Origin of the sequence: Streptomyces sp. WAC 06738, assembly GCF_003945505.1 — a bacterium.
GTDB lineage: Bacteria > Actinomycetota > Actinomycetes > Streptomycetales > Streptomycetaceae > Streptomyces.
The window spans coordinates 482550-508265 of record NZ_CP029618.1 but is presented as its reverse complement, the minus strand read 5'-3'; the positions used below and the strand labels follow the sequence as shown (position 1 = coordinate 508265).

General features: G+C 73.7%; 21 protein-coding genes and 1 pseudogene. 16 read left to right on the top strand and 6 right to left on the bottom strand.

Annotated features, from left to right (window positions below):
* The first annotated feature begins 129 nt into the window (after positions 1 to 129).
* Positions 130 to 1104: an ROK family protein gene (locus DMB38_RS01950; RefSeq protein WP_125933670.1), complete on the top strand. Its 975-nt coding sequence runs from the start codon at positions 130 to 132 to the stop codon at positions 1102 to 1104.
* 143 nt (positions 1105 to 1247) lie between these two features.
* Here DMB38_RS01950 and DMB38_RS01945 read toward each other — a convergent pair whose 3' ends face one another.
* On the bottom strand, positions 1248 to 3368 hold the full coding sequence (locus DMB38_RS01945) for an NPCBM/NEW2 domain-containing protein (protein ID WP_125933669.1): 2121 nt from the start codon (positions 3366 to 3368) through the stop codon (positions 1248 to 1250).
* A 273-nt stretch (positions 3369 to 3641) separates the two neighbouring features.
* Between DMB38_RS01945 and DMB38_RS01940 the strand changes: the two are divergent.
* The 6 genes and pseudogenes from DMB38_RS01940 (at position 3642) to DMB38_RS01915 (ending at position 9905) form a co-directional block, all read left to right on the top strand.
* Positions 3642 to 4915 (top strand): annotated as a pseudogene (locus DMB38_RS01940) (ABC transporter substrate-binding protein).
* Positions 4916 to 4921: 6 nt separating this feature from the next.
* Positions 4922 to 5842, top strand: a complete 921-nt coding sequence (locus DMB38_RS01935) for a sugar ABC transporter permease (protein ID WP_047014501.1) — start codon at positions 4922 to 4924, stop codon at positions 5840 to 5842.
* Positions 5839 to 6774 carry a carbohydrate ABC transporter permease gene (locus DMB38_RS01930; RefSeq protein ID WP_047014500.1) on the top strand — a complete coding sequence of 312 codons (936 nt, stop codon included), beginning with the start codon at positions 5839 to 5841 and terminating at the stop codon, positions 6772 to 6774. The genes DMB38_RS01935 and DMB38_RS01930 overlap by 4 nt, the downstream gene beginning before the upstream one ends.
* A gap of 375 nt (positions 6775 to 7149) precedes the next feature.
* Positions 7150 to 8106: an NUDIX hydrolase gene (locus tag DMB38_RS01925; protein WP_125933668.1), complete on the top strand. Its 957-nt coding sequence runs from the start codon at positions 7150 to 7152 to the stop codon at positions 8104 to 8106.
* Between the two features lie 195 nt (positions 8107 to 8301).
* Complete coding sequence (locus tag DMB38_RS01920; protein ID WP_125933667.1) at positions 8302 to 8955, top strand: hypothetical protein; 654 nt, start codon at positions 8302 to 8304, stop codon at positions 8953 to 8955.
* Between the two features lie 158 nt (positions 8956 to 9113).
* Positions 9114 to 9905, top strand: a complete 792-nt coding sequence (locus DMB38_RS01915) for a class F sortase (protein ID WP_125933666.1) — start codon at positions 9114 to 9116, stop codon at positions 9903 to 9905.
* Between the two features lie 21 nt (positions 9906 to 9926).
* On the opposite strand, the gene DMB38_RS01910 is transcribed toward DMB38_RS01915, so the two are convergent.
* Positions 9927 to 11297: a dipeptidase gene (locus DMB38_RS01910; protein WP_125933665.1), complete on the bottom strand. Its 1371-nt coding sequence runs from the start codon at positions 11295 to 11297 to the stop codon at positions 9927 to 9929.
* 158 nt (positions 11298 to 11455) lie between these two features.
* Between DMB38_RS01910 and DMB38_RS01905 the strand changes: the two genes are divergently transcribed.
* From DMB38_RS01905 to DMB38_RS01895, 3 genes are all read left to right on the top strand, one after another.
* Positions 11456 to 12829 (top strand): geranylgeranyl reductase family protein, encoded by a 1374-nt coding sequence (locus DMB38_RS01905; RefSeq protein ID WP_206337617.1) that lies wholly within the window; start codon positions 11456 to 11458, stop codon positions 12827 to 12829.
* Positions 12830 to 13109: 280 nt separating this feature from the next.
* Positions 13110 to 14456, top strand: a complete 1347-nt coding sequence (locus tag DMB38_RS01900) for a sensor histidine kinase (protein WP_125933664.1) — start codon at positions 13110 to 13112, stop codon at positions 14454 to 14456.
* The gene (locus DMB38_RS01895) at positions 14453 to 15118 is read left to right on the top strand and encodes a response regulator transcription factor (protein WP_125933663.1); all 666 of its coding nucleotides are present in this window, start codon (positions 14453 to 14455) and stop codon (positions 15116 to 15118) included. Before DMB38_RS01900 ends, DMB38_RS01895 begins: the two co-directional genes overlap by 4 nt.
* Before the next feature lie 57 nt (positions 15119 to 15175).
* On the opposite strand, the gene DMB38_RS01890 is transcribed toward DMB38_RS01895, so the two are convergent.
* Both DMB38_RS01890 and DMB38_RS01885 read right to left on the bottom strand, forming a co-directional pair.
* On the bottom strand, positions 15176 to 17398 hold the full coding sequence (locus DMB38_RS01890; RefSeq protein ID WP_240661918.1) for a germacradienol/geosmin synthase: 2223 nt from the start codon (positions 17396 to 17398) through the stop codon (positions 15176 to 15178).
* A 202-nt stretch (positions 17399 to 17600) separates the two neighbouring features.
* Positions 17601 to 18281, bottom strand: a complete 681-nt coding sequence (locus DMB38_RS01885; protein WP_125933661.1) for a response regulator — start codon at positions 18279 to 18281, stop codon at positions 17601 to 17603.
* Positions 18282 to 18462: 181 nt separating this feature from the next.
* On the opposite strand from DMB38_RS01885, the gene DMB38_RS01880 reads away from it, so the two are divergent.
* Genes DMB38_RS01880 through DMB38_RS01870 form a run of 3 tightly spaced genes read left to right on the top strand, consistent with a single transcriptional unit; the run spans position 18463 to position 21585 of the window.
* Positions 18463 to 19458: a tripartite tricarboxylate transporter substrate binding protein gene (locus tag DMB38_RS01880; RefSeq protein WP_125938754.1), complete on the top strand. Its 996-nt coding sequence runs from the start codon at positions 18463 to 18465 to the stop codon at positions 19456 to 19458.
* Positions 19455 to 20069, top strand: a complete 615-nt coding sequence (locus tag DMB38_RS01875; protein WP_125933660.1) for a tripartite tricarboxylate transporter TctB family protein — start codon at positions 19455 to 19457, stop codon at positions 20067 to 20069. Before DMB38_RS01880 ends, DMB38_RS01875 begins: the two co-directional genes overlap by 4 nt.
* 1 nt (position 20070) lies before the next feature.
* A complete protein-coding gene (locus tag DMB38_RS01870; protein WP_125933659.1) occupies positions 20071 to 21585 on the top strand; it encodes a tripartite tricarboxylate transporter permease in 1515 nt (504 codons plus the stop codon).
* Here the strand turns inward: DMB38_RS01870 and DMB38_RS01865 are convergent.
* The gene (locus tag DMB38_RS01865) at positions 21539 to 21784 is read right to left on the bottom strand and encodes a DUF6332 family protein (RefSeq protein WP_240661917.1); all 246 of its coding nucleotides are present in this window, start codon (positions 21782 to 21784) and stop codon (positions 21539 to 21541) included. The two genes, DMB38_RS01870 and DMB38_RS01865, sit on opposite strands and share 47 nt — an antisense overlap.
* An 88-nt stretch (positions 21785 to 21872) precedes the next feature.
* On the opposite strand from DMB38_RS01865, the gene DMB38_RS01860 reads away from it, so the two are divergent.
* Positions 21873 to 22268, top strand: coding sequence for a MarR family transcriptional regulator (locus tag DMB38_RS01860; RefSeq protein WP_125933658.1), 396 nt, complete (start codon positions 21873 to 21875; stop codon positions 22266 to 22268).
* A 30-nt stretch (positions 22269 to 22298) separates the two neighbouring features.
* Here the strand turns inward: DMB38_RS01860 and DMB38_RS01855 are convergent, their stop codons facing one another.
* The gene (locus DMB38_RS01855; protein ID WP_125933657.1) at positions 22299 to 23546 is read right to left on the bottom strand and encodes an MFS transporter; all 1248 of its coding nucleotides are present in this window, start codon (positions 23544 to 23546) and stop codon (positions 22299 to 22301) included.
* Between the two features lie 74 nt (positions 23547 to 23620).
* On the opposite strand from DMB38_RS01855, the gene DMB38_RS01850 reads away from it, so the two are divergent.
* Both DMB38_RS01850 and DMB38_RS01845 read left to right on the top strand, forming a co-directional pair.
* A complete protein-coding gene (locus DMB38_RS01850; protein ID WP_125933656.1) occupies positions 23621 to 24847 on the top strand; it encodes an ROK family protein in 1227 nt (408 codons plus the stop codon).
* Between the two features lie 104 nt (positions 24848 to 24951).
* The gene (locus tag DMB38_RS01845; protein WP_125933655.1) at positions 24952 to 25494 is read left to right on the top strand and encodes a dihydrofolate reductase family protein; all 543 of its coding nucleotides are present in this window, start codon (positions 24952 to 24954) and stop codon (positions 25492 to 25494) included.
* The last annotated feature ends 222 nt before the right edge of the window (positions 25495 to 25716 follow it).

The window sequence follows — 25716 nt, the reverse complement described above, 5'->3', positions numbered from 1 at the left end:
GGCCGCTGCGGGCCGGGGAGGTGATCGGACACGCGCCTGATGATAGGGGCTAGACAACGTTGTCACGCTCCGGGCAGACTGTCCGCGCACCGCATCCGCCGCCCGCCCCGGCCCCCAGGAGACGCCACGATGGTCGCCGCCCAGCCGACCGAACTCGTCGCCGCGCTCGACATCGGCGGTACGAAGACGGCCGCGGCCCTGGTCGACGTCGGCGGCCGGCTCGTCGCCCGGGCCCAGCGGCCCACGCCCGCCGCCGCGGACGGCGCGACCATCGCCGCCGCCGTCACCGGCGTGCTGCGCGACCTGGCCGCCGCCGACCCCGCGGGGTGGGCCCGCGCGACCGCCGTGGGCATCGGCAGCGCGGGACCCGTGGACGCCTCGGTGGGCACCGTCAGCCCCGTCAACATTCCCGGCTGGCGCGACTACCCGCTGGTGGCCGCCGTCAGCGAGGCCGCCGGCGGGCTGCCCGTGGTGCTCGTCGGCGACGGCGTCGCCATGGCCGCCGCCGAGCACTGGCAGGGCGCTGCCCGCGGCCGGTCCGCGGCGCTGTGCATGGTCGTCTCCACCGGCGTCGGCGGCGGGCTCGTCCTCGACGGGCGCCCCTACCCGGGACCCACCGGCAACTCGGGGCACATCGGCCACATTTCCGTCGACCTCGACGGCGACCCGTGCCCCTGCGGCGGCCGCGGGTGCGTGGAGCGGATCGCCTCGGGGCCGAACATCGCCCGCCGCGCCCTCGCCGCCGGCTGGACCCCGGGTCCGGACGGTGACGACACCGCCGCCGGCGTCGCCGCCGCGGCCCGCGCCGGCGACCCCGTGGCGCTGGCCTCCTTCGACCGGGCCGCCAAGGCCCTGGCCGCGGGCATCGCCGCCACCGCGACGCTGGTCGAGATCGAGGCCGCGGTGATCGGCGGCGGCGTGGCGGCGGCCGGGGAGCTGCTCTTCGCGCCGGTACGGCAGCACCTCAAGGCGTACGCCGCGCTCTCGTACGCCGCCGAGGTGGCGGTGGTCCCGGCGCATCTCGGTACGGACGCGGGTCTGATCGGCGCCGCCGCCGTGGCGGCGCAGAAGCTGGGCCTGCGGCGGTTCACCGCGCCCGGCTGACGGCCGGGTGCGGTACGGGGCAGCGGCCCGGCGCGTACGGCAGCGGGTGCTGCCGGGCCGGTGCCCCGCGGGCGGGTGCGGCGCCGCGTGCGTCAGGCGCGGCGGCGCACCCGCCCTTCTTCACGGCCGTACGCGACGGGGCGTCAGCAGGTGAACGTCGCGTCCGCCCAGTCGCCGTGGTCGTGGTTCACGCCGTCGCCGCCGTCGGTGACGACCAGCCGTACGGTCTGCGCACCGCCGACGTCCGCGGAGAGCGGCTGCGCCGCCTCGTCGCCCGTCAGCACGCCGGAGTCCGCGACCTTGGCGCCGTCCGCCCAGACCTCGAAGGACACCGAGCCGTTGGTCCCGGTCTCGTCGTCCACCCCGACCTGGGCGCTGAACGTCTCGCACTCCTCACCGGTGTAGAACCCGACGTCGCTGGCGGCGTGGACGCCCAGGCCCTTGGCGTACGTCTGGCCGCCGATGGTGAGGGGCTTGCCGTCGCCCGCCGGCTGCTCGCCGACGCTGGTGTCCCGCTCCACCGGACCCCAGCCGTTGCCGGCCTCCAGCCACTCCCAGTCGCTCGCGTACGTCGTCCCCGCAGGTGGGCTCGCGACCACGTACGCCGCGCCCGCCGAGGTGAGCGACACCGTCTGGCCGGACGGTGCCGTATAGCCGGCGGAGAGCGGGAACTCCTGGCGGCCGGTGCCGGCGCCCGCGGGGGCGGTGACCCGCCAGGTGGTGGTCAGCTTCCCGCCCGGCTTGAGCTGCTTCGCCGTGGTGGGGGAGTCGGTCTCCACCCGCCAGCCCGCCGGGGCGTCGAAGGCGACGGTGACGTTCCTCGCCGGGGTGACGCCGGTGTTGCGGAACGTCGTCGTCACCTCGGCCTCGCCGCCCGCCTCGACGTACGGCGTGGCGTCGGTGCCGAACTCGGCGGCCGGCGGGTAGGCGCCGGCGCCCTCACCGGGCCAGACGCGGTACATCACGGTCCCGTGCGCGGGCACCGACGCGGAGATCTCGCCGCCGGTGTTGTAGTCCGCGTGCTGCCACAGGTCGCGCAGCCGGTAGCCCTCCGCGGCCGGCAGGCCCACGGCCTCGGCGGTGGTGGAGATGCGCTGCGGCGCGTTCGACTCGTTGAAGAGCGCCACGGCGCGGCTGCCGTCCGCCATCTCCTTGGCGACGACCCACCGGCCGCCCTCGGAGGTGACCACGGCGCCCTGCTTGCCCAGCGGGTCCTGGTCGACGGCGATGACGTCCCTGTTCTCCAGGATCTCGAACGTCGCCTCGTCCGCGGAGCGCAGGTCGGAGCCGATGAGCAGCGGCGCCGCCATGATGGACCACATCGAGAAGTGGGTGCGGTACTCGGTGTCGGTCATGCCGCCGTTGCCGACCTCCAGCATGTCCGGGTCGTTCCAGTGGCCGGGTCCCGCGTACTCGGCGAGCGGCAGGTTCTGCTTCATGATGCCGAGCATGCTGGACCAGTTGTCGCTGATGTCACCGGTCGTACGCCACAGGTGCCCGACGTCCGCGGCCCACTCCCACGGCTTGTTCTGGCCCCACTCGCAGATGCTGTAGACGATGGGCCGGCCGGTGGTCTCGGAGGCGGCCTTCAGCGCGTCGCGCATCTTGGTGTACCGCTGGATGGCGTCGACGCCCTGGTTGTTGCAGTTGTCGTACTTGAGGTAGTCGATGCCCCACTCCGCGAACTGCATCGCGTCGCTCTCCTCGTGCCCGAGGGCACCGGGGAAGCCGGCGGAGTTGCAGGTCTTGGTGCCGGCGCTGGTGTAGATGCCGATCTTCAGGCCCTTGGAGTGGACGTAGTCGGCGACGGCCTTGATCCCGTCGGGGAAGCGCACGGGGTCGGGGACGAGCTTGCCGTTCGCGTCGCGCTGGGGGAGGGCCCAGCAGTCGTCGAGGTTCACGTACTCGTAGCCGGCGTCCTTCAGGCCGCGCTCGACGAAGATGTCGGCGATGCCCTTGACCATCTCGTGGTCGAACTCCGCCCGGCAGTGGGTGGAGTTCCAGTTGTTGAAGCCCATCGGCGGGGTCTTCGCCAGCCCGTCGGGCAGCCGCACCGCGGGCTGCGCCGCCGGCTGGGCCTCGGACCGGGCATCGGGCTGTGCCGCCGGCTTCGCGGCGGCGGTCGCGCTCTGCGTCTGGGCTCCCGTGGGCGCCGCCGCGGCCGGCGCGGTGAGGACCGCGCACAGTGCGACCGCTCCCGCGGCACCGATCACCGCGCGCGCGTACGGTCTGGCGGCTCTTCGTGCGGATGGCAGTTTCCGCATCGGATCCACTCCTCTGGGTGGGGGTGCTGCGAACGTGTTGGGTCATGGACGCGTCACACGAGCGTTTACGGTAGAGCTTGTTCGCTTCTGTCGGAAGAGATGCGGTAACAGTTGGCTGACACTCGGTCAAAACCCTTGACAGTGCCCGTAGGTGGAGGTGTGATCCCACAATCTTCGTTCGGTTGTGTTTGGTTAACACTCCACGGAAGGGGAGCGATGAGCGCCTCATCTTCTGCCAGCAGGACTGTAGGCCGCCCCACCACCGCACCACCGATGACGCGCCGGAGTCTGCTGCGAGGAGCCGCTCTCGGCGCCGGCGCCGTCACCCTCCCGACCCTCCTCGCCGCCTGCGGAAGCGGCCCGGGCGGGGACGGCAAGACCGTGACACTGGGGTCGAACGCCTCCGACGAGGTGCCCCGCAAGGCGTTCCAGGACGCGTTCGACCTGTTTGAGAAGAACTCGAAGAAGAAGGTCGAGGTCAACACCGTCGACCACAACACGTTCCAGGAGAACATCAACCGCTACCTGCAGGGCCAGCCGGACGACGTCTTCATGTGGTTCGCCGGCTACCGCATGCAGTTCTTCGCGGAGCGCGGGCTGCTCACGGAGATCAGCGACCTGTGGAAGGGCTTCGACGGGTTCTCCGGCGCGCTGAAGGACCAGTCCACCGGCGCCGACGGCAAGCAGTACTTCGTGCCGTTCTACTACTACCCGTGGGCGGTCTTCTACCGGAAGAGCGTCTTCGAGCAGGGCGGCTACGAGATACCGACGACCTTCGACCAGTACACCGCCCTGGCCAAGCAGATGCAGAAGGACGGCCTGGTCCCGTTCGCCTTCGGCGACAAGGACGGCTGGCCGGCCATGGGCACGTTCGACTATCTCGACATGCGCGCCAACGGGTACGAGTTCCACAAGTCGCTGATGGCCGGCGAGGAGTCCTGGACCGACCCCCGGGTGCGCGAGGTCTTCGACCTGTGGCGCGGCCTCATGCCGTACCACGACGAGGGCGCCAACGGCCGCACCTGGCAGGAGGCCGCGCAGTCGCTGGCGCAGAAGAAGACCGGCATGGCCGTGCTCGGCCTGCCGCACCCCGGCCAGCAGTTCGCCGAGGCGGACCGCGAGGACCTCGACTTCTTCCCGTTCCCCGAGATATCCCCGAGCACGGGCAGGACGCGGTCGAGGCACCCATCGACGGCTTCCTCATGTCCTCCAAGGTCAAGAACGAGGAAGGCGCACGGGAACTGCTGAAGTTCCTCGCCACCCCGGCCGCCGAGGACGCGTATCTGAAGTCCGACCCCAACAACGTCGCCGTGCACTCGGGCGCCGACACCTCCGCCTACTCGACGCTGCAGAAGAAGGCGGCGGAGATGGTCTCGAACGCCAAACAGATATCCCAGTTCCTCGACCGGGACACCCGCCCCGACTTCGCCTCGACGGTCATGATCAAGGCGCTCCAGGACTTCATCGACGACCCGGACGACATCGACGGCCTGCTCAAGGGCATCGAGAGCCAGAAGAAGACCATCTTCGCCGAGGGCCAGGAGTAGCCCGCCGTGCCGCTCGTCAACCACGCGCGGCGCACCCGACGGCGGGGTCCGAGGCGGTTCACCGCCCGCGACCTCGCCGTCATCGGCGTGCTGCTGGGCTTCGCCATCCTGCTGGACCTCTTCATCATCTGGGGGCCGACCGTCGCCTCCATCACCCTCTCCTTCTCCTCCTGGGACGGTCTCTCCGACCTGAGCTGGGTCGGCGGCGACAACTACGACACGCTCGCCGGCGGCGACTACCCGCCGTTCTGGCCGGCGGTGCGCAACAACCTGCTGTGGATCGCGTTCCTGGGGCTGGTCGCCACGCCCTTCGGGCTGCTGCTCGCGGTCGTCATCGACCGCGGGGTGCGCTTCTCGCGCTTCTACCAGTCCACGATCTATCTGCCGGTGGTGCTCTCCCTCGCCGTCGTCGGCTTCATCGCCCAACTGATCTTCTCCCGCGACCAGGGTGCGCTGAACGCCATCCTGGGCAACGAGAACAACCCCACCGACTGGCTCGGCGACCGCGACCTCAACATCTGGATGGTGCTGCTGGCCGCCGGCTGGCGGCACACCGGCTACGTGATGATCCTCTACCTGGCCGGACTCAAGGCGGTGGCGCCCGAGCTGAAGGAGGCCGCCGCCATCGACGGCGCGAACGAGCGGCAGACCTTCCTGCGCGTGGTCTTCCCCACGATGCGGCCGGTCAACGTCGTCGTCCTCGTCATCACCGTCATCGAGGCGCTACGCGCCTTCGACATCGTCTACGCCATCAACAAGGGCAGAAACGGCCTGGAACTGCTCTCCGTGCTCGTCACCGACAACATCATCGGCGAGGCCAGCCGCATCGGCTTCGGCTCCGCCATCGCCGTGGTGCTGCTCACCGTCTCCCTGGGATTCATCGTGACGTACCTGGTGCAGGAGATGCGCGGAGAGGAGCACCGATGACCGCGGACATACCCACCGCGACCACGCCGCGCCCCGCCGCGGCACCGGCCGGGAAGCCGGACCGGGAGGCCGGGAAGCGGCCGCGCCGCGGCCGGTTCGGCGTGCACATCTTCCTCGGCGGGGTCTCGCTGGCCTTCCTCGCCCCGCTGCTGCTCGCCGTCTACGCCTCGCTGCGCCCGTACGAGGAGACCGCGGAGCACGGCTACTTCTCCTTCCCCCGCAAGCTGTCCTTCGACTACTACCGGCAGGCGTTCTCCGACTCGGAGATGAGCAAGTACTTCGTCAACTCGCTCATCATCGCGGTGCCCGGCGTGCTGATCGTGCTCTTCCTGGCGTCGTTCGCCGCTTTCGTGCTGGCCCGGCTGCGCATCCGCGGCGGCTTCTTCCTGCTCATCCTCTTCACCGCGGGCAACCTGCTGCCGCAGCAGGTCATCGTCACCCCGCTGTACGTGATGTTCAACCGCATCGAGCTGCCGTACTGGATGTCCGAGTCGATGACGATGTACGACTCGTACTGGGCCGTCATCTCCGTCAACGTCGGCTTCCAGCTCGGCTTCTGCGTCTTCGTGCTGGCGAACTTCATGCGGGCGCTGCCCACCGAGATCCTGGAGGCCGCGGTCGTCGACGGCGCCGGGGTGTGGACCCAGTACTGGCGGATCACCCTGCCCCTGTGCCGCCCGGCGCTGGCGGCGCTGGGGACGCTGCAGTTCACCTGGATGTACAACGACTTCCTGTGGGCGCTGGTCTTCATCTCCGACGGCGACAAGCTCCCGATCACCTCGGCGCTCAACAACCTGCGCGGGCAGTTCTTCACCGACTACAACCTGCTCGCCGCCGGATCCGTGCTGGTCGCGCTGCCGACGATCATCGTCTTCCTGCTACTGCAGCGGCACTTCATCGCCGGTCTCACGCTCGGCTCGACCAAGGGGTGAGGCGGCCGGGAAAGCGGACGGCGGCCCGCCGGAGAGGGGCTACGGCGGCCCGGGGGGAGCCGTCGGTCAGCCCATCTGACCTCCGGACCGGGCCGCCGAACCCGGCCCGCGCGAAGCGGGCAGGCGGGCGCCATCCTGCCTGGTGGGCGCGGTGCGGTGGAGGGGCCGAACGGCCCCCAGCCGGACCCCGTCCGGCCCGGTTGGGCCCGGCGTGACCGCGTACGGGCCGGCCGGTCGCCGGCTTCGTCCGCGACCCGGCGTCATTGCGCCGGGTTACGGCGGTGTGACGTAGCCCTGCGGCCAAACTCTTCGCACGGAGTTTCCCCGGGAGCGGGTAGCGGGCAACTCTCTGGGGGCGGCTGAGAGGGGGAACATGTGATCGTCTGGCTGAACGGTGCATGGGATACGGGTCTGCGCCGCGTCGCGCACGAGCTGGTGGAGCTGACGCCGGGGAGCATTCTCTACGACCCGGAGCTGACGGGCGGACAACTGCGCGCGCTGCTGCCGCAGAAGCGCCTGGACGAGGTCGGCGACGAGCAGGAGCTGCCGGCGTGGCGCCGGCTGGTGGTCGAGACGGCGGCGGCGCTGCTGGCGGAGGCGGACGGTCCGCTCGTGGTGCCGGCGGCGCTGTGGCGCGAGGAGCACCGCGACGAGATCTTCGGCAGGCTGGCCTCGCGCGGCTTCGAAGTGCGCCATTTGCTGGTCTCGTTTGACGAAACGATCCTGCACGCCGGACCCTTCCCGCACTGGCTCACCGGCGACGCCCACCTCGTCGACGCCGCAGGTCAGAGCGCACGCGAGGCCGCCGAGGAGATCGCCTCCTGCCTCCGCGCGGGGGCCGGATACTGCGACATCGTGCAGAACTCCGAGCCCACCGGCGAGACGCTCGCCGCCGGCGTGCTGCTCTTCGACGAGGACGACCGGGTGCTCCTCGTCGACCCCACGTACAAGCCGGGCTGGGAGTTCCCCGGCGGCGTCGTCGAGGCCGGCGAGGCGCCGGCGCGCGGCGGCGTCCGGGAGGTGGCGGAGGAGCTGGGGCTGCGCCTGCGGCGGGCGCCGCGGCTGCTGGTGGTGGACTGGGAGCCGCCACGGCCGCCCGAGTACGGCGGGCTGCGGCTGCTCTACGACGGCGGGCGGCTGGGCCCCGCGGAGGCGGCCGGCGTGCTGCTGCCGGGTCCCGAGCTGCGCGCCTGGCGGTTCGTCACGGAGGACGAGGCGGGCGGGCTGCTGCCGTCGGTGCGCTTCAGCCGGCTGCGCTGGGCGCTGCGGGCCCGGCGGCGGGGGGCGGCCGTCTATCTGGAGGGCGGGGCGCCGGTCGCGGACGGGGCGTAGCCCGAGGGGGAACGCGAGGGCGCGAGGGGCGCGAGGGACGTGGCGGGACGGCGGGGTGGCCGTGGCAACCCTATTGGCCCTGCTCTTGCCCCATTCGGCAGTTTTTGAGTGCGTGTCACCCGCTCCGGCTGCATAGCGTCTCTGCTAGCGGCGGCCCACGCCGTCGCGTCCCCCCACTTCAGGAGCGAACGACCGATGCGGATCATATCCACGGCGCTGGCAGCCGCGGCCGTCGGTGCCGTCGCCGCCGGCCTCACGGCCACGGTGGCGACGGCACAGGGCAACGACGACAACATCACCTCCTTCGGCTTCACCGTCGCCCCCAAGACCGTCAAGCCGGGCGGCAGGGTCGAGCTGACCGTGACCGACTGCGACAAGGAAGCCACGGCCTCGTCGGCGGTCTTCGACAAGACGACCCTCGGCACGGGCGGCGGCACCCAGAGCGCCCAGGCGATGGTCGACCTCGACGCCAAGCCGGGCGCCTCGTTCGAGGTGACGTTCACCTGCGGCGCCGAGTCCGGCACCACCCCGCTGACCATCGCGGGCACCGGTGGCGGCAAGTCGGAGACCGGCTCCACGTCCAGGCCGCGCGAGGAGCAGGGCAAGGAGGCGACCCGGTCGGCGCTGCCGGCGCGGCCCGGCAAGGAGGGCGCGGAGCCCGCCGGGCCGGGCAAGGAAGCGGTCCGCCCCGCAGAGCCGGTGAAGCCGGTGAAGCCGGCCCGCGGCGGCCTCGGCGGCTCGCAGGAGGACCACGTCGTGATGCTCTCCGGTGGCGCCGGGCTGACCGCCGCGGGTGCGTTCGGCGGGGCCCTGCTGCTACGGCGCCGGGAGACGCCCGGCCGCGACTGACCCCGCGGCGCAGGCACCGGTCCGCATCGCGCGTGCCGCCCCGCGGCCCCAGGGCCGCGGGGCGCACGACGCGGGCCGTACCCGACGTCCCGTACCAGTCCCGCACAGCTCTCCGCGCACCTTCCCGCGTGGCTCCCCGGGCAGAAACGGTCCGCACCATGCACGAGCAACGCACCATCGACCCCTACGCCGCGATGCCCTACGGCATGACCCCGCACGGCACGCCGCCCCATGACACGGCCGGGTACGGCGCCGCGCCGAACGGCACCGCGCCCGGCGGCCCGCCCCCGGACCCCGGCGGCGACGGCGGAGGCGGCGGGTCCGTGGCCGGCGCGCTGCGCAGAAGGTTCGCCGCGGGCGTCGTCATCTGCGTGATGCTCCTGGGCATCGGGATGATCCACACCGCGCTCACCGGCGGCTTCGGTCCGCCGCAGCCCTCCGCGGAGAGCGCGCTGGCGGACGACGGCCCGCCCGCGCACCCGCCGCTGGCCGCCTCGCGGCCGGCCACGATCCGGATCCCCGCCATCGGCGTCGACGCGCCGCTCACCGGCGTCGGCCTCGACCCCGACGGCTGGCTCGCCGCGCCGCCTCCCGGCGTCCGCAACCTCGCCGGCTGGTACCGGGACGCGGCCACCCCCGGCGCGACCGGCACCGCCGTCGTCACCGGGCACGTCGACGACGCGGCCGGGCCCGCCGTCTTCTACCGCCTCGGCGGCCTGAAACGCGGCGACATCGTCAAGGTCGACCGGGAGGACGGCCGCACGGCGGAGTTCACCGTCTACGCCGTCGAGGTCTTCGACGCCGCCGACTTCCCCAGCCGGCGCGTCTACGGTGACACCGACCGGGCCGAACTGCGCGTGCTCACCTGCGGCGGCCGCTACCGCGAGGGGGACGACCCCGGCTACGAGGGCAACGTCGTCGTCTTCGCCCGGCTCACGGACGTCGCCTGACGGCCGCGCCGGGCCGCGGACTCAGTCCGCGCGCCCGGCCGCGTACCGGTGCAGGAACAGCGCCTCCGCGAACGACAGCCGCTCCAGCTCCTCCGGCGACACGCTCTCGTTCACCGCGTGGATCTGCGCCTCCGGCTCGGAGAGCCCGATCAGCAGGATCTCCGCCCGCGGGTACAGCTCGGCCAGGGTGTTGCACAGCGGGATCGTGCCGCCCTGACCGGCGACCTGCATCTCCTCGCCCGGGTACGCCGCACGCAGCGCCTCGGCCATCGCGCGGTACGCGGGGCTGGTGACGTCGGCGCGGAACGGCTCGCCCGAGCCGTACGACTCGGTGGTCACCTTGACGCCCCAGGGCGCGTGCGCCTCGAAGTGCGCCGTCAGGCGCTCCGTCGCCTCCGCCGAGTCGTGGCCCGGCGGCAGCCGCAGGCTCACCAGCGCCGCGGCGGTGGCCTGCACCGACGGCGTGGCCCCGGCCACCGAGGGGACGTCCATCCCGATGACGGTGACCGCGGGGCTCGCCCAGATGCGGTCCGCGACGCTGCCCGTGCCGATCAGCTCCACGCCGTCCAGCACCTTCGCGTCGCGGCGGAAGGTTTCCTCCGGGTACGCCAGGCCGTCCCACCGGGAGCCGGGCGCCAGGCCGTCGACCGTGGTCGAGCCGTCGGGTCCGCGCAGCGAGTCGAGTATCCGGATGAGCGCGGCGAGGGCGTCGGGGGCGGCGCCGCCGAACTGGCCCGAGTGCAGGTTCCCCGCCAGCGCGTCCACCTGCACGCGCAGCATCGTCATGCCGCGCAGCGTGGCCGTGACCGTGGGCAGCCCGACGCGGAAGTTGCCCACGTCGCCGATGACGATCGTGTCGGCGGCCAGCAACTCCGGGTGCTGCTCGGCGTACTGCTGCAGACCGCCGGTGCCCTGCTCCTCCGAGCCCTCCACGATGACCTTGACCGAGACCGGCACGCCGCCGTTCTCGCGCAGCGCGCGGAGCGCGGTCAGATGCATGAGGACGCCGCCCTTGCAGTCCGCGGCGCCGCGCCCGTACCACCGGCCGTCGCGCTCGGTCAGCTCGAACGGCGGGCTGAGCCACGCCGATTCGTCGAGCGGCGGCTGTACGTCGTAGTGGGCGTAGAGCAGCACCGTGGGGGCGCCGGCCGGCCCCGGCAGGTACCCGTACACCGAACGGGTGCCGTCCGGGGTGTCGAGCAGCCGCACGTCGGTGAAGCCCTCGGCGGTGAGCGCGTCGGTGATCCAGCGGGCGGCGGCGTCGGACTCGGTCGCCGGGAAGCGCTCCGGATCGATGAGCGCGACCGAGCGGAAGGAGACCAGCTCGGCCAGTTCGGTACGGGCGCGCGGCAGCAGTCCGGCGACGGTGCCGGCGAGCCGATCGGTGTCCATGGGAACGCTCCTCGGGCGAACTGCGTTGTGTCCTGCGGTGTCGGGTCCCGGAATCGGGGCGAGCGGTGACGATCATCGCACAGCGGTGCGTCGTTCTAGGATGCGGCAGGTGGGCGCCCCCGGGTGGGGGAGGCCGGGAACAGGAGCAGAGAGCCAACGTGACCAGCGAGAACGAGGCGGGCAACGAAGCGGGCGAAGCGGCGGAGGGCCGCTCGCCGGGCGACGCACGGGGCGCGGCCGGGGAGGCGGCGCCGGACGAAGGGCCCGCGAAGACGCCGCCGGTGGTGCCCGGGGCCCAGGCCGGTGCCGGGGCCGGCGGGGCGGCCCGCGGTGAGCCGGAGGTCTGGGACGTCGTGGTGATCGGCGCAGGTCCCGCCGGTGCCTCCGCGGCGTACGCCGCCGCCGGACAGGGCCGCAGCGTCCTCCTCCTGGAACGCTCGGAACTGCCCCGCTACAAGACCTGCGGCGGCGGCATCATCGGGCTGTCCCGCGAGGCGCTCCCCGACGGGGTCGAACTGCCGCTGCGCGACCGCGTCAACGCCGTGACGTTCACGATGCGCGGCCGGCTCGGCCGCACGCGCCGCTCCCGCCGCACGCTGTTCGGGCTCGTCAACCGCGCCGAGCTGGACGCCCGGCTCGCCGAGGCCGCGCAGGCCGCGGGGGCGCGGCTGCGTACCGGCGTGACCGTCGCGCGGGTCGAGCAGCACGGGCCGGACGTGCCGGACCGGCGCACGGTGGCCGTGCACCTGTCGGGCGGCGAGAAGGTGCTGGCCCGCGCCGTGGTCGGCGCGGACGGCAGCGCGGGGCGGACCAGCAGCCACGTCGGGGTGGAGCTGGAGCAGGTGGACCTGGGTCTGGAGGCGGAGATCCCGGTGCCGCCGGAGGTCGCCGACGACTGGCGCGGCCGGGTGCTCATCGACTGGGGCCCGCTGCCCGGGAGTTACGGCTGGGTCTTCCCCAAGGGGGACACGCTGACGGTCGGAGTGATCTCCGCCCGCGGCGACGGCGCCGCGACGAAGCGCTATCTGGAGGAGTTCACCGCCCGGCTCGGTCTTGCGGGCTTCGAGCCGAGCCTGTCGTCCGGGCACCTCACGCGCTGCCGCGCGCACAACTCGCCGCTCTCCCGCGGCCGGGTCGTCGTCTGCGGCGACGCCGCGGGACTGCTGGAGCCGTGGACCCGGGAGGGCATCTCGTACGCGCTGCGCTCCGGCCGGCTCGCAGGGGAGTGGGCGGTGCGGATCGCCGAGGCGCAGGACGCGGTGGACGCGCGGCGCCAGGCGCTCAACTACGCGTTCGCCGTGAAGGCGGGCCTGGGCGTGGAGATGGCGGTCGGGCGGCGGATGCTGGCGGCCTTCGAGCGGCACCCCGGGGTGTTCCACGCGGCGCTCGCCGGATTCCGGCCGGCCTGGCACATGTTCACGAAGGTCACGCAGGGGTCGACGACGCTCGGCGAGATCGTCCGCACCCACCCGGTGGCCCACCGGGCGCTGTGGCTGCTGGACCGGAAGAGCGCGGTCAACGGGTCTCGCTGAGGCGGAAGGCCGGGTGGTCGGGGGCGGCGGCGAGCAGCTCCTCGTCGGTGAAGGTGCGCACCTTGTGGCCGACGCGCCTGCGCACCCCCGCCGGGCAGCCGCCCCCTCCGCGGGACCGTCCCCAGGACCGCCGCGGGGCCGCCACCCCCAGGCACCTCCGGCCCCCGCCCCCCGCAACCACCGGCCTCACCCCCGCTGAGCAGGTACTCCACCGGGAGTACGCCGGGTGTCCGCGTACGGCTGACGCCCGCGGGCCCCGGTGCCGGTTAGCGTTTCAGCCATGCGACGCGGAGGACCCCCGTGGCGGGGGCGGGACGACGAGGCCGGCGGCCGGCGATGGCCGGGGGCCCCGTCCGGCGGCCCCCATGCCCCCGGCGGCCCGCACACCGCCCCCGACGACAACGACGGCCGCCCGCTGCCCGGCATGCTCCGCTGGCTGCCCAGCCGCGACCGCCTCCCCTGGCGCTCCACCCTCTTCCTGACGTTCTTCATGGTCGTCGGCACCCGCGGCGCCGCCCAGGCCACCGACCGCGTCGACCCCTTCCCCGGCGCCATCGGCTTCCTCCTCGCCGCCGCCGTGCTCCTCCTGCTGCGCCACCGCTACCCGCGCACCGCCGCCTTCGGCACCGTCGCCGTCTGCCTCGGCTATCTGGCCACGGGCTTCCCGTACGGGCCGATCTTCCTCAGCGCCGCCGTCGCCTGCTTCGCCGCCATCTCCGTGGGGGAGCGGCACGCCGTCTGGGGGGCGCTCGGGCTGCTCTTCGCCGGCCACATCGCGTACACCTCCGTCCTCTACCGCTGGCTGCCGCCGAGCGACGACGGCGGCGGCCACTGGGGGCAGGTGCTGTTCGTCATCGCCTGGGTGCTGGCGGTGGTCGCCGGCGGCGAGTTGATGCGGACGCGCCGCGAGCAGTGGGCCGCCGCCAGGGCCGAGCGCGAGGAGGCCAAGCGCCGCCGCGCCGACGAGGAGCGGCTGCGCATCGCCCGCGAGCTGCACGACGTGCTGGCGCACAGCATCTCCGTCATCAACATCCAGGCGGGCGTGGGCCTCGCGCTCCTCGACCAGCAGCCCGAGAAGGCCCGCGAGGCGCTGACCACCATCAAGTCCGCCAGCAAGGAAGCCCTCGGCGAGGTGCGCCAGGTGCTCGACGCGCTGCGCACCCCCGGCGGCGCCCCGCGCTCGCCCGCCCCCGGCCTCGACCGGCTCGGCGAGCTGAAGGAGCAGGCCGCCGCGGCCGGCCTCTCCGTGGACATCGCCGTCGAGGGCACGCGGGCCGCGCTGCCGCCGGGTACGGAGCTGGCCGCGTTCCGCATCGTCCAGGAGGCGCTGACCAACGTCGTCCGCCACTCCGGCTCGCGTACCGCCCGCGTCCTGGTCCGCCACGCGCCCGGCGAGCTGGAGCTGCAGATCGACGACGAAGGACCCGCCACGGCGAGCGGCCTTACCGGCGGCGGCAACGGCCTGGTCGGCATGCGCGAGCGCGCCTCCGCGCTCGGCGGCACCGTCGAGGCCGCCACCCGCGCCGACGGCGGCTTCCGGGTGCGGGCCCGTATCCCGCTCCCGGCGGATACCGTGAACGACGGCCGCGAGACCCCTCGCCGCCACACCCCAGAGGAGCGCCAGTGATCCGCGTGATGCTCGCCGACGACCAGGTGCTCGTACGGGCCGGCTTCGGCGCCCTCCTCGACGCCCAGCAGGACGTGGAGGTGTGCGGCGAGGCGGCGGACGGCGAGCAGGCCGTGGCCCTCGTCCGCGAAGAGCGCCCGGACGTCGTCCTCATGGACATCCGCATGCCGGTCCTCGACGGGCTGGAGGCCACCCGCCGGATCACCGGCGACCCGGACCTGGCGGGCGTCAAGGTCGTCATGCTCACCACCTTCGAGCTGGACGAGTACGTCTTCGAGGCGATCCGCTCCGGCGCCTCCGGCTTCCTGGTCAAGGACACCGAGCCGGAGGAACTGGTGCGCGCGGTACGGGCCGTGGTCGAGGGCGACGCACTGCTCTCCCCGGGGGTCACCCGCCGGCTGATCTCCGAGTTCGCCGCCCGCTCCAAGGAGCCCGCGGCGGCCGCGGCGCTCGACGAGCTGACCGAGCGGGAGCGGGAGGTCATGGCGCTGGTGGGCATGGGCCTGTCGAACGAGGAGATCGCCCGCCGGCTGGTCGTCAGCCCCCTGACGGCCAAGACGCACGTGAGCCGGACCATGGTCAAGCTCGGCGTACGGGACCGGGCGCAACTGGTGGTGCAGGCGTACGAGTCGGGGCTGGTCCGCCCCGGCTGGCTCGGCTGACCGGGGCCGGCCCTCCGGCCCGTACCCGGCCAGGCCCCGCCCGCTCCGCCGGGGCCCTCACGCCCCGGCCCACGCCCCCGGCCGCGCCGCCGCCGTGCCCAGCCCCGCCGGCGCCCCGCCCGGCAGCCCGGGACCGCCCGCGTCCTCCGCCAGCTCCGCGGCCCCGTACCGGCGCACGTGCAGGTGCCAGTTGAGGATGCCGGCCATCCAGTTCTGCAGGTCGCGCACGTGGTCCGCCACCGCCGCGCGCACCTCCTCGGACGCTTCCAGGTCCGCGTACAGCACCGGCAGCCCGGCCGCGACCACGTGCTCGAACTCCCGCATCCGTCCCGCCACGAGGTCGTGCACGATCCGCACCGCGGCCGGGTAGCCGACACCGAAGAAGTTCTCGACGACCAGCACTCCGTTGTGGAGGTCGCCCTCGTACTCGATCTCCTTCTGGTACGAGAACAGGTCGTTGAGCAGGCACGCGTAGTCCACGGCGGAGTTCTCCAGCGCTCGCACCGGCCCGCTCTCGTAGACCTCGGCGGGCACGGCGGTCCCGCGGCGCAGCCGGCAGAGGTACATCGTCATGGCGGAGCCGAACGCCGCCCGGCGCATCTCGATGTAGTCCACGGGGTCCGGGATGCGGTTCTGCGCACGGTTGGACAGCTCCCACAGCCAGGCGTCGAGCATGACGTCCACCGTCGCGCGGAAGCGTGCGCGCTCCTCCGGCGGCATGGGCCCGGCCGTCCGCCGCCACACGTCGGCGAGCCCGCGTTCCAGCGCGTTCGCCGGAGGCGCCACCGGCGTCCCGTCGTCCACCGGCATGCACAGCTTCAGCCGGTCGTTCGAGGCCTGCGCGCCGGCCAGGTCGCCGGTGCGGCCGAAGACGGCCGGGTAGTAGTCGTCCCCGTAGGTGCCCCAGGCCAGCCACTGCGAGGCCAGGTCCAGCTCCTCCGCGTCGGCGTCCGGGTGCAGCCCGGCGGCGCAGAGCGGGAAGTCGTAGCCGCGCAGCCGCGGGCCGTCCCAGACGTGCGAGCCCGGTACCCCGGGCTGGGGCTGGAGGAAGCCCATGCGGCGGGCCCAGGCGACCGTCCGGATCCGGGCCGCGTCGAGGTGCGGCGAGAGGCGCAGCCCGTACGGCATCGGCAGCTCCGGCACCAGTGACGGGCCGACCCGCCGGTACGGTACGTGCGCGTACCGGCGCAGCCGCGTCGCCCCGGTCGCGGTGAACAGCCCGCGCACGTCCGCCCCGGGCTCCGCGGGCGCGTACGGCAGGGCGGGCGGTCCTGCGGCGGCCCCCTCGTTCATGTACCGGCTCGAGCGCAGGTGCCACTCGTGGCCGCCCGACTGCCAGTCCTGCAGCCCCTTCGCATACGCCACCACCCGCGCGCATTCGGCAGGCGTCAGCTCCTCCTCGGCGAAGAGCAGGGGCAGTTCGGTGAGCGCGGTGTGCTCGAACTGCTGCACCCGGGACGTCAGCAGGTCGTTGACGTGCTCGGCGGCCTCCTGCGTACCGCAGCCGAGGAACGTCTCCATCACCAGCACGCCGTTGCTCAGCTCGCCCTCCTCCTCGACCTCGCGCTGGTACGAGAAGAGGTCGTTGCGCAGGTGCACGGCGTCGGAGAAGGTGTCCCGCAGCACGAGCAGCGGCCGGGACGCGGCCACCCGGTCGGGCACCTCCGCCGATGCCGCGTACTCCACCAGCCCCGCGGACCACGGCGCCCCGCCGACCTTGCGGCGCATCTCGACGTACTCGACGGGGTTGGCCACCCGTCCCTCGTCGATGTTGGCCAGCTCCCACAGCGACTCGTCGAGCAGGTTGACCGTGCTCCGCGCGAACCGCCGCCGCCAGCCCGCCGACATCGCGGGCACGGTCCGCGCCCACAGGTCCGCGAGCCCCGCCTCCACCGGGTTGCGCGGCTCCGGCATGTCCGCGCCGGAGGGTTCCAGCGGCATGAACGCGGGCAGCCGGTCGAGGTACGCCTTGGCGCCGGCCCGGTCGCGGTCGCGCTTGAACGCCTCCACGAAGTGGTCGTCGAAGAAGAACACCCACACGTACCAGTCGGTGACCAGCGACAGCACGTCCGCCGAGCACTCGGGGTGGGTGTACGCGCAGAGCAGCGCGTAGTCGTGCGCGTCGAGGTCGGCGGTGGACCAGATGCCCGAGCCCTCCAGCATCCCCATCCCGCGCGCCCACGCCCGCGAGTGCCCCCGCGCCTGCTCGACGTGCGGGTTGAGCCGCGCGGGCCACGGCAGATAGAAGGTCGGCAGTTCGAACGGCTGCTTAGGCGGCATCCGCCCCTCCCCGGGTTCGTTCGCGTCCAGCGCCGGGGGCAGCACTACCCCCGGCGCCGCCCCGGCACCCCGGGAAGCACCCGAAGGGGTGACGCACGGAGCATGCGTGCGGGTCGGGTACGGGTCGTATACAGCGCTCCCCGCGGCCGTACGGGCCGGGCGTGCGCGCCCTCGCGCCGGCGCGCGGCCGCCTGCGTATGCTTCAGCCGGCCCAGCGGTAGCGGTGCTCGGGCCGCCCCGTGCCGCCGTACTTCAGCGTCAGCTCGGCCCGCCCGGAGTCGGCGAAGTGCTCCAGGTAGCGCCGGGCGGCCACCCGGGAGACGGCCGCCGCTTCCGCGCACTCGCTGGCCGAGAGCCCCTCGGGGTGCTCGCGCAGCACCCGCTCCACCAGCTCGGCGGTGCGCGCGTTGAGCCCCTTGGGCAGCGCGCCCGAGACCGTGGGGCGGGCGCTGAAGAGGCGGTCGACGTGGGCCTGCTGGACCCCGCCGGTGTCGTCGAGCGCGTCGAGCCGCGCCCGGGTGGCGGCGAAGTGGCGCAACTGCTCCTGGAGTGCGGCCTGGCTGAACGGCTTGATCACGTAGTGCAGCGCGCCGCCGTGCAGCGCGCCGCGGATGGTTTCGGCGTCACGGGACGCGGTGATCATGAGTACGTCGGTGTCCGCGTGCTCACCCGCGCGCAGCCGCCGCAGCACCCCGATGCCGTCCATGTCCGGCAGATAGACGTCGAGCAGCACCAAGTCGGGGCGGAGCCGCGCCACGGCGCGCAGCGCCTCCGCGCCGCTGTGCGCGACGCCGGCCACCTCGAAGCCCTCGGTCGCCGCGACGTAGCGGCTGTGCAGCTTGGCCACCATGAAGTCGTCGTCGACCACCAGTACCCGGATCACGGCGGTCAGGCTAGCGCTCCGGGGCCGTCCGCGCCGGGACCAGAACGACCAGAAGTTTCCTTGCGTTCACAAGCGCGACACATGGGGACCGCGGCGGGAGCATGTGGCGACATCTTGACCCCAGTGATCATCCACGGCTCCGCGGAGCCGGCTCCTCGACGAAGAGGCGGTGACCCGAACCGTGCGTCTGCCGACCACTCTACGCACCCCGTTCGCGCTCGCGGCGGCGGCGCTGCTGGTGCTCCTCGGCCCGCCGCTCATCACGGAGGGGGACGGCGCGGCGAGCGGCAGCCGGATCCCCGGCCTGGAGCTGATGGTGCCCAACACCCCCGGCGGCGGCTACGACATCACCGCTAGGACCATCGCCAGGAACATCGAGGAGGCGGACCTCGGCAGCAACGTCGAGGTCTTCAACCTCCCCGGCGCCGGCGGCACCGTCGGCCTCTCCCGGCTGGTGAACGAGCACGGCAACGGCAAGCTCGCGATGTCCATGGGGCTCGGGGTGAGCGGCGCGGTCCGTACGAATACCACCGACCACACGCTTGCCGACACCACCCCCATCGCGCGGGTGACCGAGGAGCCCGACATCGTCGTGGTCCCCGCGGACTCCCCGTACCAGACGTTCGAGGACCTGCTGGCCGACTGGAAAGCCTCCCCGGGCAAGACCCCGGTCGGCGGCGGCTCGTCCCCCGGCGGCCCGGACCACCTGGCACCGATGCTGATGGCCCGGGCCGCCGGGATCGTGCCCAAGGAGGTCAACTACGTCCCGTACGACGGCGGCGGCGAGCTGCTCGCGTCGATCCTCGGCGGCAAGGTCGCCTTCGGCGTCTCCGGCGTCGGCGAGTACCTCGACCAGATCGACGCGGGCGACCTGCGGGTGCTCGCGGTCACCAGCGGTGAGCGGCACCCGGGTCTGGACGCGCCGACGCTGCGCGAGACGGGCATCGACGTGGCGTTCACCAACTGGCGCGGCTTCGTCGCCCCGCCGGGGCTGTCCGACACCGAACGCAAGAACCTCATCCACCTCTTCGAGAAGCTGCACGACACCGACGAGTGGCGGCAGTCGCTGAAGACGAACGGCTGGACCGACGCCTTCCTCACCGGCGAGAAGTTCGGCGACTACCTCGACGCGCAGGACCGGCGCGTGGTCTCGGTGCTGAAGGAGCTGGGCCTGTGACGAACGAGCCGAAGACGAACGAGCCGGCGGCGGACGGGACCCGTGCTCCCGCGGCACCGCCGGACGGCAAGGACGGACCGGACGGCACGCCCGCCCCCGCCGGCGGCCCCGGCGGCCCGCTCGCCCTGCTGCGCGGCAAGTCCGAACTCGGCGTCTGCCTCCTGCTGCTGGCCCTCGGCGTGCTGGTGCTCATCGACGCGCTGACCATGGACACCGACTACGCCCAGCGCGGCCCGGTCGGCCCCGAGGCCGTCCCCACGGTCATCGGCATCGCCCTCCTCGTCGTCGCCGCCCTCCTCGCCGTCGACGTGCTGCGCGGCGGCAAGGGCGAGGCCGAGGGCGGCGAGGACATCGACCTGGACGCGCCCTCCGAGTGGCGCACCGTGCTGCTGCTCGCCGGGGTCTTCCTCGCCTCCGCCTTCCTCATCGGCGAGGTCGGCTTCCCCATCGCCGGCGCGCTGCTGTTCTGGGGCGCGGCCTACGCGCTGGGCAGCCGGGCGTTCGCCACCGACCCGCTCGTGGCCGCCGTGCTGTCGGTGGTCACGTACACCGTCTTCAACAACCTGCTGGGCGTCCCGCTGCCCGGCGGACCCCTCATGGAGGTGCTGTGAGATGGACTCCTTCACCTCTCTCATCGACGGCTTCGGCACCGCGCTGACGCCCGCCCACCTCCTCTGGGCCGCCGTCGGCGTCCTCCTCGGCACCGCGATCGGCGTCCTGCCCGGCATCGGCCCGGCGATGGCCGTCGCGCTGCTGCTCCCCGTGACGTACGGTCTCGAGCCCACCGCCGCGCTCATCATGTTCGCCGGCATCTACTACGGCGGCATGTTCGGCGGCTCCACCACCTCGATCCTGCTCAACACACCGGGGGAGAGCGCCGCGGTGGTCGCGGCCATCGAGGGCCATCCGATGGCCAAGTCGGGCCGCGGCCCGCAGGCGCTGGCCGCCGCGGCGATCGGGCACTTCGCGGGCGGCATGATCGGCACGATCCTGCTGGTCGCGCTCGCCCCGGTGATCGCCGACCTGGCCGTCGACATCGGCGCGCCTGACTACTTCGCCCTCATGGTCCTCGCGTTCATCGCGGTCACCTCCGTGCTGGGCCGCTCCCGCATCCGCGGCTTCGCCTCGCTGCTCATCGGGCTCACCATCGGCCTGGTCGGACTCGACCAGATGACCGGCCAGGAGCGACTGACGTTCGGCTCGCTGCAGCTCGCCGACGGCATCGACGTCATCATCGTGGCGGTCGGCCTCTTCGCGGTCGGCGAGGCGCTGTGGGTGGCCGCCCGGCTGCGCTCGGGCAACCAGGGCCCGATACCCGTCGGCCGGCCGTGGCTGGCCCGCTCCGACGTGCGGCGCACCTGGCGGCCGTGGCTGCGCGGGCCGGCGATCGGGTTCCCGTTCGGGGCGATCCCGGCGGGCGGCGCGGAGATCCCCACCTTCCTGTCGTACGTGACGGAGAAGAAGCTGTCGAAGCACAAGGACGAGTTCGGCAAGGGCGCCATCGAGGGCGTCGCGGGGCCGGAGTCGGCGGCGTCCGCCTCCGCGGCCGGCACGCTGGTGTCGATGCTCACGCTGGGCCTGCCGACGACGGCGACCGCCGCCGTGATGCTGGCCGCGTTCCAGCAGTACGGCATCCAGCCGGGCCCGCTGCTCTTCGACCGCGAACCCGACCTCGTGTGGGGCCTGATCGCGTCGCTCTTCGTCGGGATGTTCCTGCTGCTGCTCATCAACCTGCCGCTGGCGCCGGTCTGGGCCAAGCTGCTGCGCATCCCGCGGCCCTATCTCTACGCGGGCATCCTCTTCTTCGCGGCGGTCGGCGCCTACGCCGTCAGCGGCGAGGCGGCGGACCTGGTCATCCTGCTGGTGATCGGCCTGATCGGGCTCGGCATGCGGCGCTACGGGCTGCCGGTGCTGCCGGCGATCATCGGCGTCATCCTGGGCCCGGCCGCCGAGCAGCAGATGCGCCGGGCGCTCCAGCTCAGCGACGGCAGCCTGAGCGGCCTCGTCAACACCCCGTTCGCGGTCACGCTCTACGCCGTCATCGCGCTGATCCTGCTCTGGCCCCTGGTCAGGCGGCTGCTCACCAGCGACGCAGGACGAGCGCGACGCGGATCACGAACACCGTAGCCCCGGCCGCCTTCGCGGCCGTCAGTACCCCCACCCTTGCGTCGCCGCGCACCGCGTCGAAGAAGAGCGCGGGCGCGGCGACCGCGAGGAACACCGCACCCGCCAGCAGTGCCGCCGTGACGGCCGCGTACACGATCTCGACGGTGAGTGCGTCCCGTTGGCTCTGCGTCCTCGGTCCCCGCATTTCCAGCCCCCTCATGCCCCGAACTCTATCCCCGAAGCGCCGTGTTCAATCCGTTGCACACCGGCCGTCACATCCCGCTCACGGGCTGGTACGGTGCCATGCCATGGCAACGGGGAGCGCCGAAGGCGCGGTCGTTTCTCAATGGCGGGAGATCCGCGCGGTGCACGCGCGTGCGGTGGGCGAGTTGGACCGTGAGCTGCATCGATACGGCATCGGGGCCAGCGACTTCGAGGTGCTGGACGTGCTCCTCGGCATGGCGAACTCGGGTGACAGGGCGAGCCTGCGGGTGCAGGAGCTGGCGGACCGGGTGCACCTGAGCCAGAGCGCGCTGTCCCGCCTCGTCGGCAGGCTGGAGAAGCACGGTCTGGTGACCCGCGGCATGTGCCCCGAGGACCGCAGAGGCGTGCAGGTGTGCGTCACCGACGCGGGCCGCAGGCTGCACGCCGAGGCGCTGCCGGTGCAGCGGGCGGTGCTCGCCCGCACCGTCGGCATCAGATGACCGGCAGGCCCTGCCCCCGGGCCCGGCTCCTCACGTCCCGCGCGGGCGCCCGCCGTTCTGCACGGCCTGCATCGCGTACGCGATGAGCGCCGCCGCCCCGGCGAGCAGTGCCACCGTGCTCAGCGCGGCGCGCAGCGAGAACCAGTCGGCGAGGAAGCCGATCGCCGGCGGCCCGAGGAGCATGCCGCCGTACCCGAGCGTGGACGCGGCGGCGACGCCGTTCGGGCCCGCCAGTTCGCCGGCGCGGCCGATGGCTATGGGGAATATGTTGGCCAGGCCGAGCCCGGTGAGGGCGAAGCCGGCCAGCGCGCCCCAGACGTACGGGGAGAAGGAGCCGAGCAGCATGCCCACGCAGGCAGTGGCGCCGCCGGCGACCAGGGCGCGGTTCTGGCCGAGCCGCAGCAGCAGCGCGGTGCCGGAGAGCCGCCCCGCGGTCATGGCGAGGGCGAAGACGGAGTAGCCGGCGGCGGCCAGTCCCGGCCCCGCGTCCAGGGACTCCTTCAGGTGCAGCGCGCTCCAGTCGGCCATGGCGCCCTCGCCGTACGCGGTGCACAGCGCGACGAGCCCGAGCACGGCGACGAGCAGCCGGGTGCGCCCGGCGGGCCGCTCCGCCGCGGCCGGCCCGCTGTCCGCTGCGGCGTCGGATCCGGACGGGTCAGGGACATCCGCCCGGTCCGCGTCCTCCGGCGCGGGCGGCCGCTCCGGGGCCGGCAGGGCGAGGAGCGCGGGCCCGGCGAAGGCGGTGACGGCGAGCCCGAGCAGCGCGAGGAGCAGCAGGTGCCGGGTGGGGGAGAGGTGCCCCGCGACGAGCGCGCCGAGCCCGGCGCCGAGCATCCCGCCGAGGCTGAACGCCGCGTGGAAGCTGGGCATCACGGGCCGCCGCAGGGCGGCCACCAGGTCGACGGCCGCGCTGTTCATGGCGACGCTGATGGAGCCGAACGCGGCGCCGAAGACCACCAGGACGAGGCCGAGCGCGAGCGCGGAACGGGTCAGCGGCGGCAGCACCACGCCGGCCGACAGCAGCGCGGCCGTGCCCACGGTGACCGCGTGCGCGCCGTAGCGGCGGATGAGCCCCCCGGTGAGCACCATGGTCGCCACCCCGCCCGCGGACACGCCGAGCAGCGCGAGACCCAGCGCGCTGGGCGAGGCGCCGGTCTGGTCCTTGATGTCCGGGATCCGGACGACCCAGCCGGCGAAGACGAAGCCGTCGAGGGCGAAGAAGACGGTCAGGACGGTACGGAGACGGGCGAGCTGGGCTCCGGCGGGGCCGCGGGGCACGGCGGTGCCGCGCAGTGACCGGGGGAGCGCCGCCCGTATTTTGTTTAGCGTCGGCACAAAGACAGAATAGAAGCGTGACGCCGACTCGTACAAGGCCCGCGCGACCCGAGAGAGGCCGGAGCGCGCTGGGGCCCGCGCTGGAGCTCGTCCACACCGGCCGGGCGCCGACCCGCGCCGTGCTCACCGCGGAACTGGGCGTGACCCGCGCCACCGCGGGCGCCGTCGCGGCGGAGCTGGCGGCGCTGGGCCTGATCACCGTGGACTCCCGGCCCGCCGCCGCCGGACACCAGGGCCGGCCCTCGCACGGCCTGTCCGTCAACCCCGAGGGCCCCGTCGTGCTCGCCGCGCAGGTGCACGCGGACGGCTTCCGCGCCGCGCTCGTCGGGCTCGGCGGCCGCATCGTCGCCACCGCCCCCGGCTGCGGTACGGTCCCGGCCGACCCCGCACACGTACTCGCCGCCGTCGTCGAGGAGGGCGCCAAGCTGCTGCGCGCCACCGGGCGGACCTGCGTGGGCGCCGGCCTCGCCGTACCGTCCGCGGTCGCGGAACCGGACGGCGAAGCGCTCAACCCGCTGCACCTCGCCTGGCCCGCGGGCGCGCCCGTACGCCGCATCTTCCACGACTGCCTGACCGCCTCCGGCATCGAGTTCGCCGCCGCCCCGCGGGCGTTCACCGGCAACGACGTCAACCTCGCCGCCCTGGCGGAACACCGCCACGGCGCGGGGCGCGGCTCCGCGCACCTGCTGTGCGTCGCCACCGGCCACCGCGGCGTCGGCGGGGCGCTCGTCCTCGACGGGCGGCTGCACACCGGCAGCGCCGGGCTGGCGCTGGAGGTCGGCCACCTGACCGTCAACCCCGACGAGGGCCTGCCCTGCCACTGCGGCAGCCGCGGCTGCCTGGACGTCGAGACCGACCCGCTGGCGCTTCTGACGGCCGCCAGCCGCGCGCCCGGCCCCGAGGTCTCGCTGCTCCAGCAGGCCCGCGAGCTGGTACGCGACGAGCACGCGGACCCGGCGGTCGCCGCCGCCGTCGACCTGGTCGTGGACCGCCTCGGCCTCGGCCTCGCGGGCCTCGTCAACATCCTCAACCCCGACCGCATCATCCTCGGCGGCCTGCACCAGGTGCTGCTGGCCGCCGCGCCCGAGCGGCTGCGCGCGCGGGTGGCGGACCGCAGCCTGTGGGGGCGCAGCGGCGGCGTCCCGGTGCTGGAGTGCACGCTCGACCACAACAGCCTGGTCGGTGCCGCGGAACTCGCCTGGCAGCCGGTGCTCGACGACCCCCTCGGCGTCCTGGCGGGGTGAGGACGGGCGGGGCCGCCCCGCCGCGTACCGATGACTTCCGGGCCGCCCGCCGGTCTCACCCTGCAGACTCGGCAGTCCGCAGACCACCGGAGGAAAGGCGCCCCATGGCGAAGCTGCTGTACTCGGCGACCATGTCGCTCGACGGATTCATCGCGGGACCGGGCGGCGACATGTCCTGGCTCGCCGGCCACCTCGGGGACAACCCCACGGTCGACGGGCTCGTCCCGCGGGTCGGCTCGATCCTCTCGGGCGCGCGCAGCTTCTTCGGCGACGACCCGCACCGCGGCACGGAGAACGAGGGCGAGGCGTTCGGCGGCGGCTGGGAGGGGCAGCAGTTCGTGCTCACCCACCACCCGCCGGCCGAGCCCGTCCCCGGCGTCACCTTCGGCGCGGACCTCGACACCGCCGTCACCGCCGCCAAGGCCGCCGCGGGCGACGGCTACGTGAACGTCATCGGCGCCGACGTCGCCCGCCAGTGCATCGAGGCGGGCCTGCTGGACGAGGTGCTGGTCTTCACCGCGCCGGTGTTCCTCGGCGACGGCGTCCGGCTCTTCGACCGCCCCGGCGGCACCCGGGTCCTGCTGGAGCAGGTACAGGTGTCCGCCCTGCGGCACTGCACGGGGATCTGGCTGCGCGTCGTCGGCTGAGCGGCCGGTACGCCCGCCCGCCGCCCCGGTCGCGGGCTGCCGCGGGCCGGACCGCCGTCCGGTCCCCAGCGCCCGCGCCGGTGGGGGGTTGCCGCCCGCCCGGCCGGCCGGGTGCCGGGTCCGGCACGGCGGGCGGGGCGGCTACGGAACCGCCGCCAGGCTGCGGGGAAGCGAGCGGACCCGATGCCGCACAGTCAACTCGCCACCCGTGGCCACCGGGAG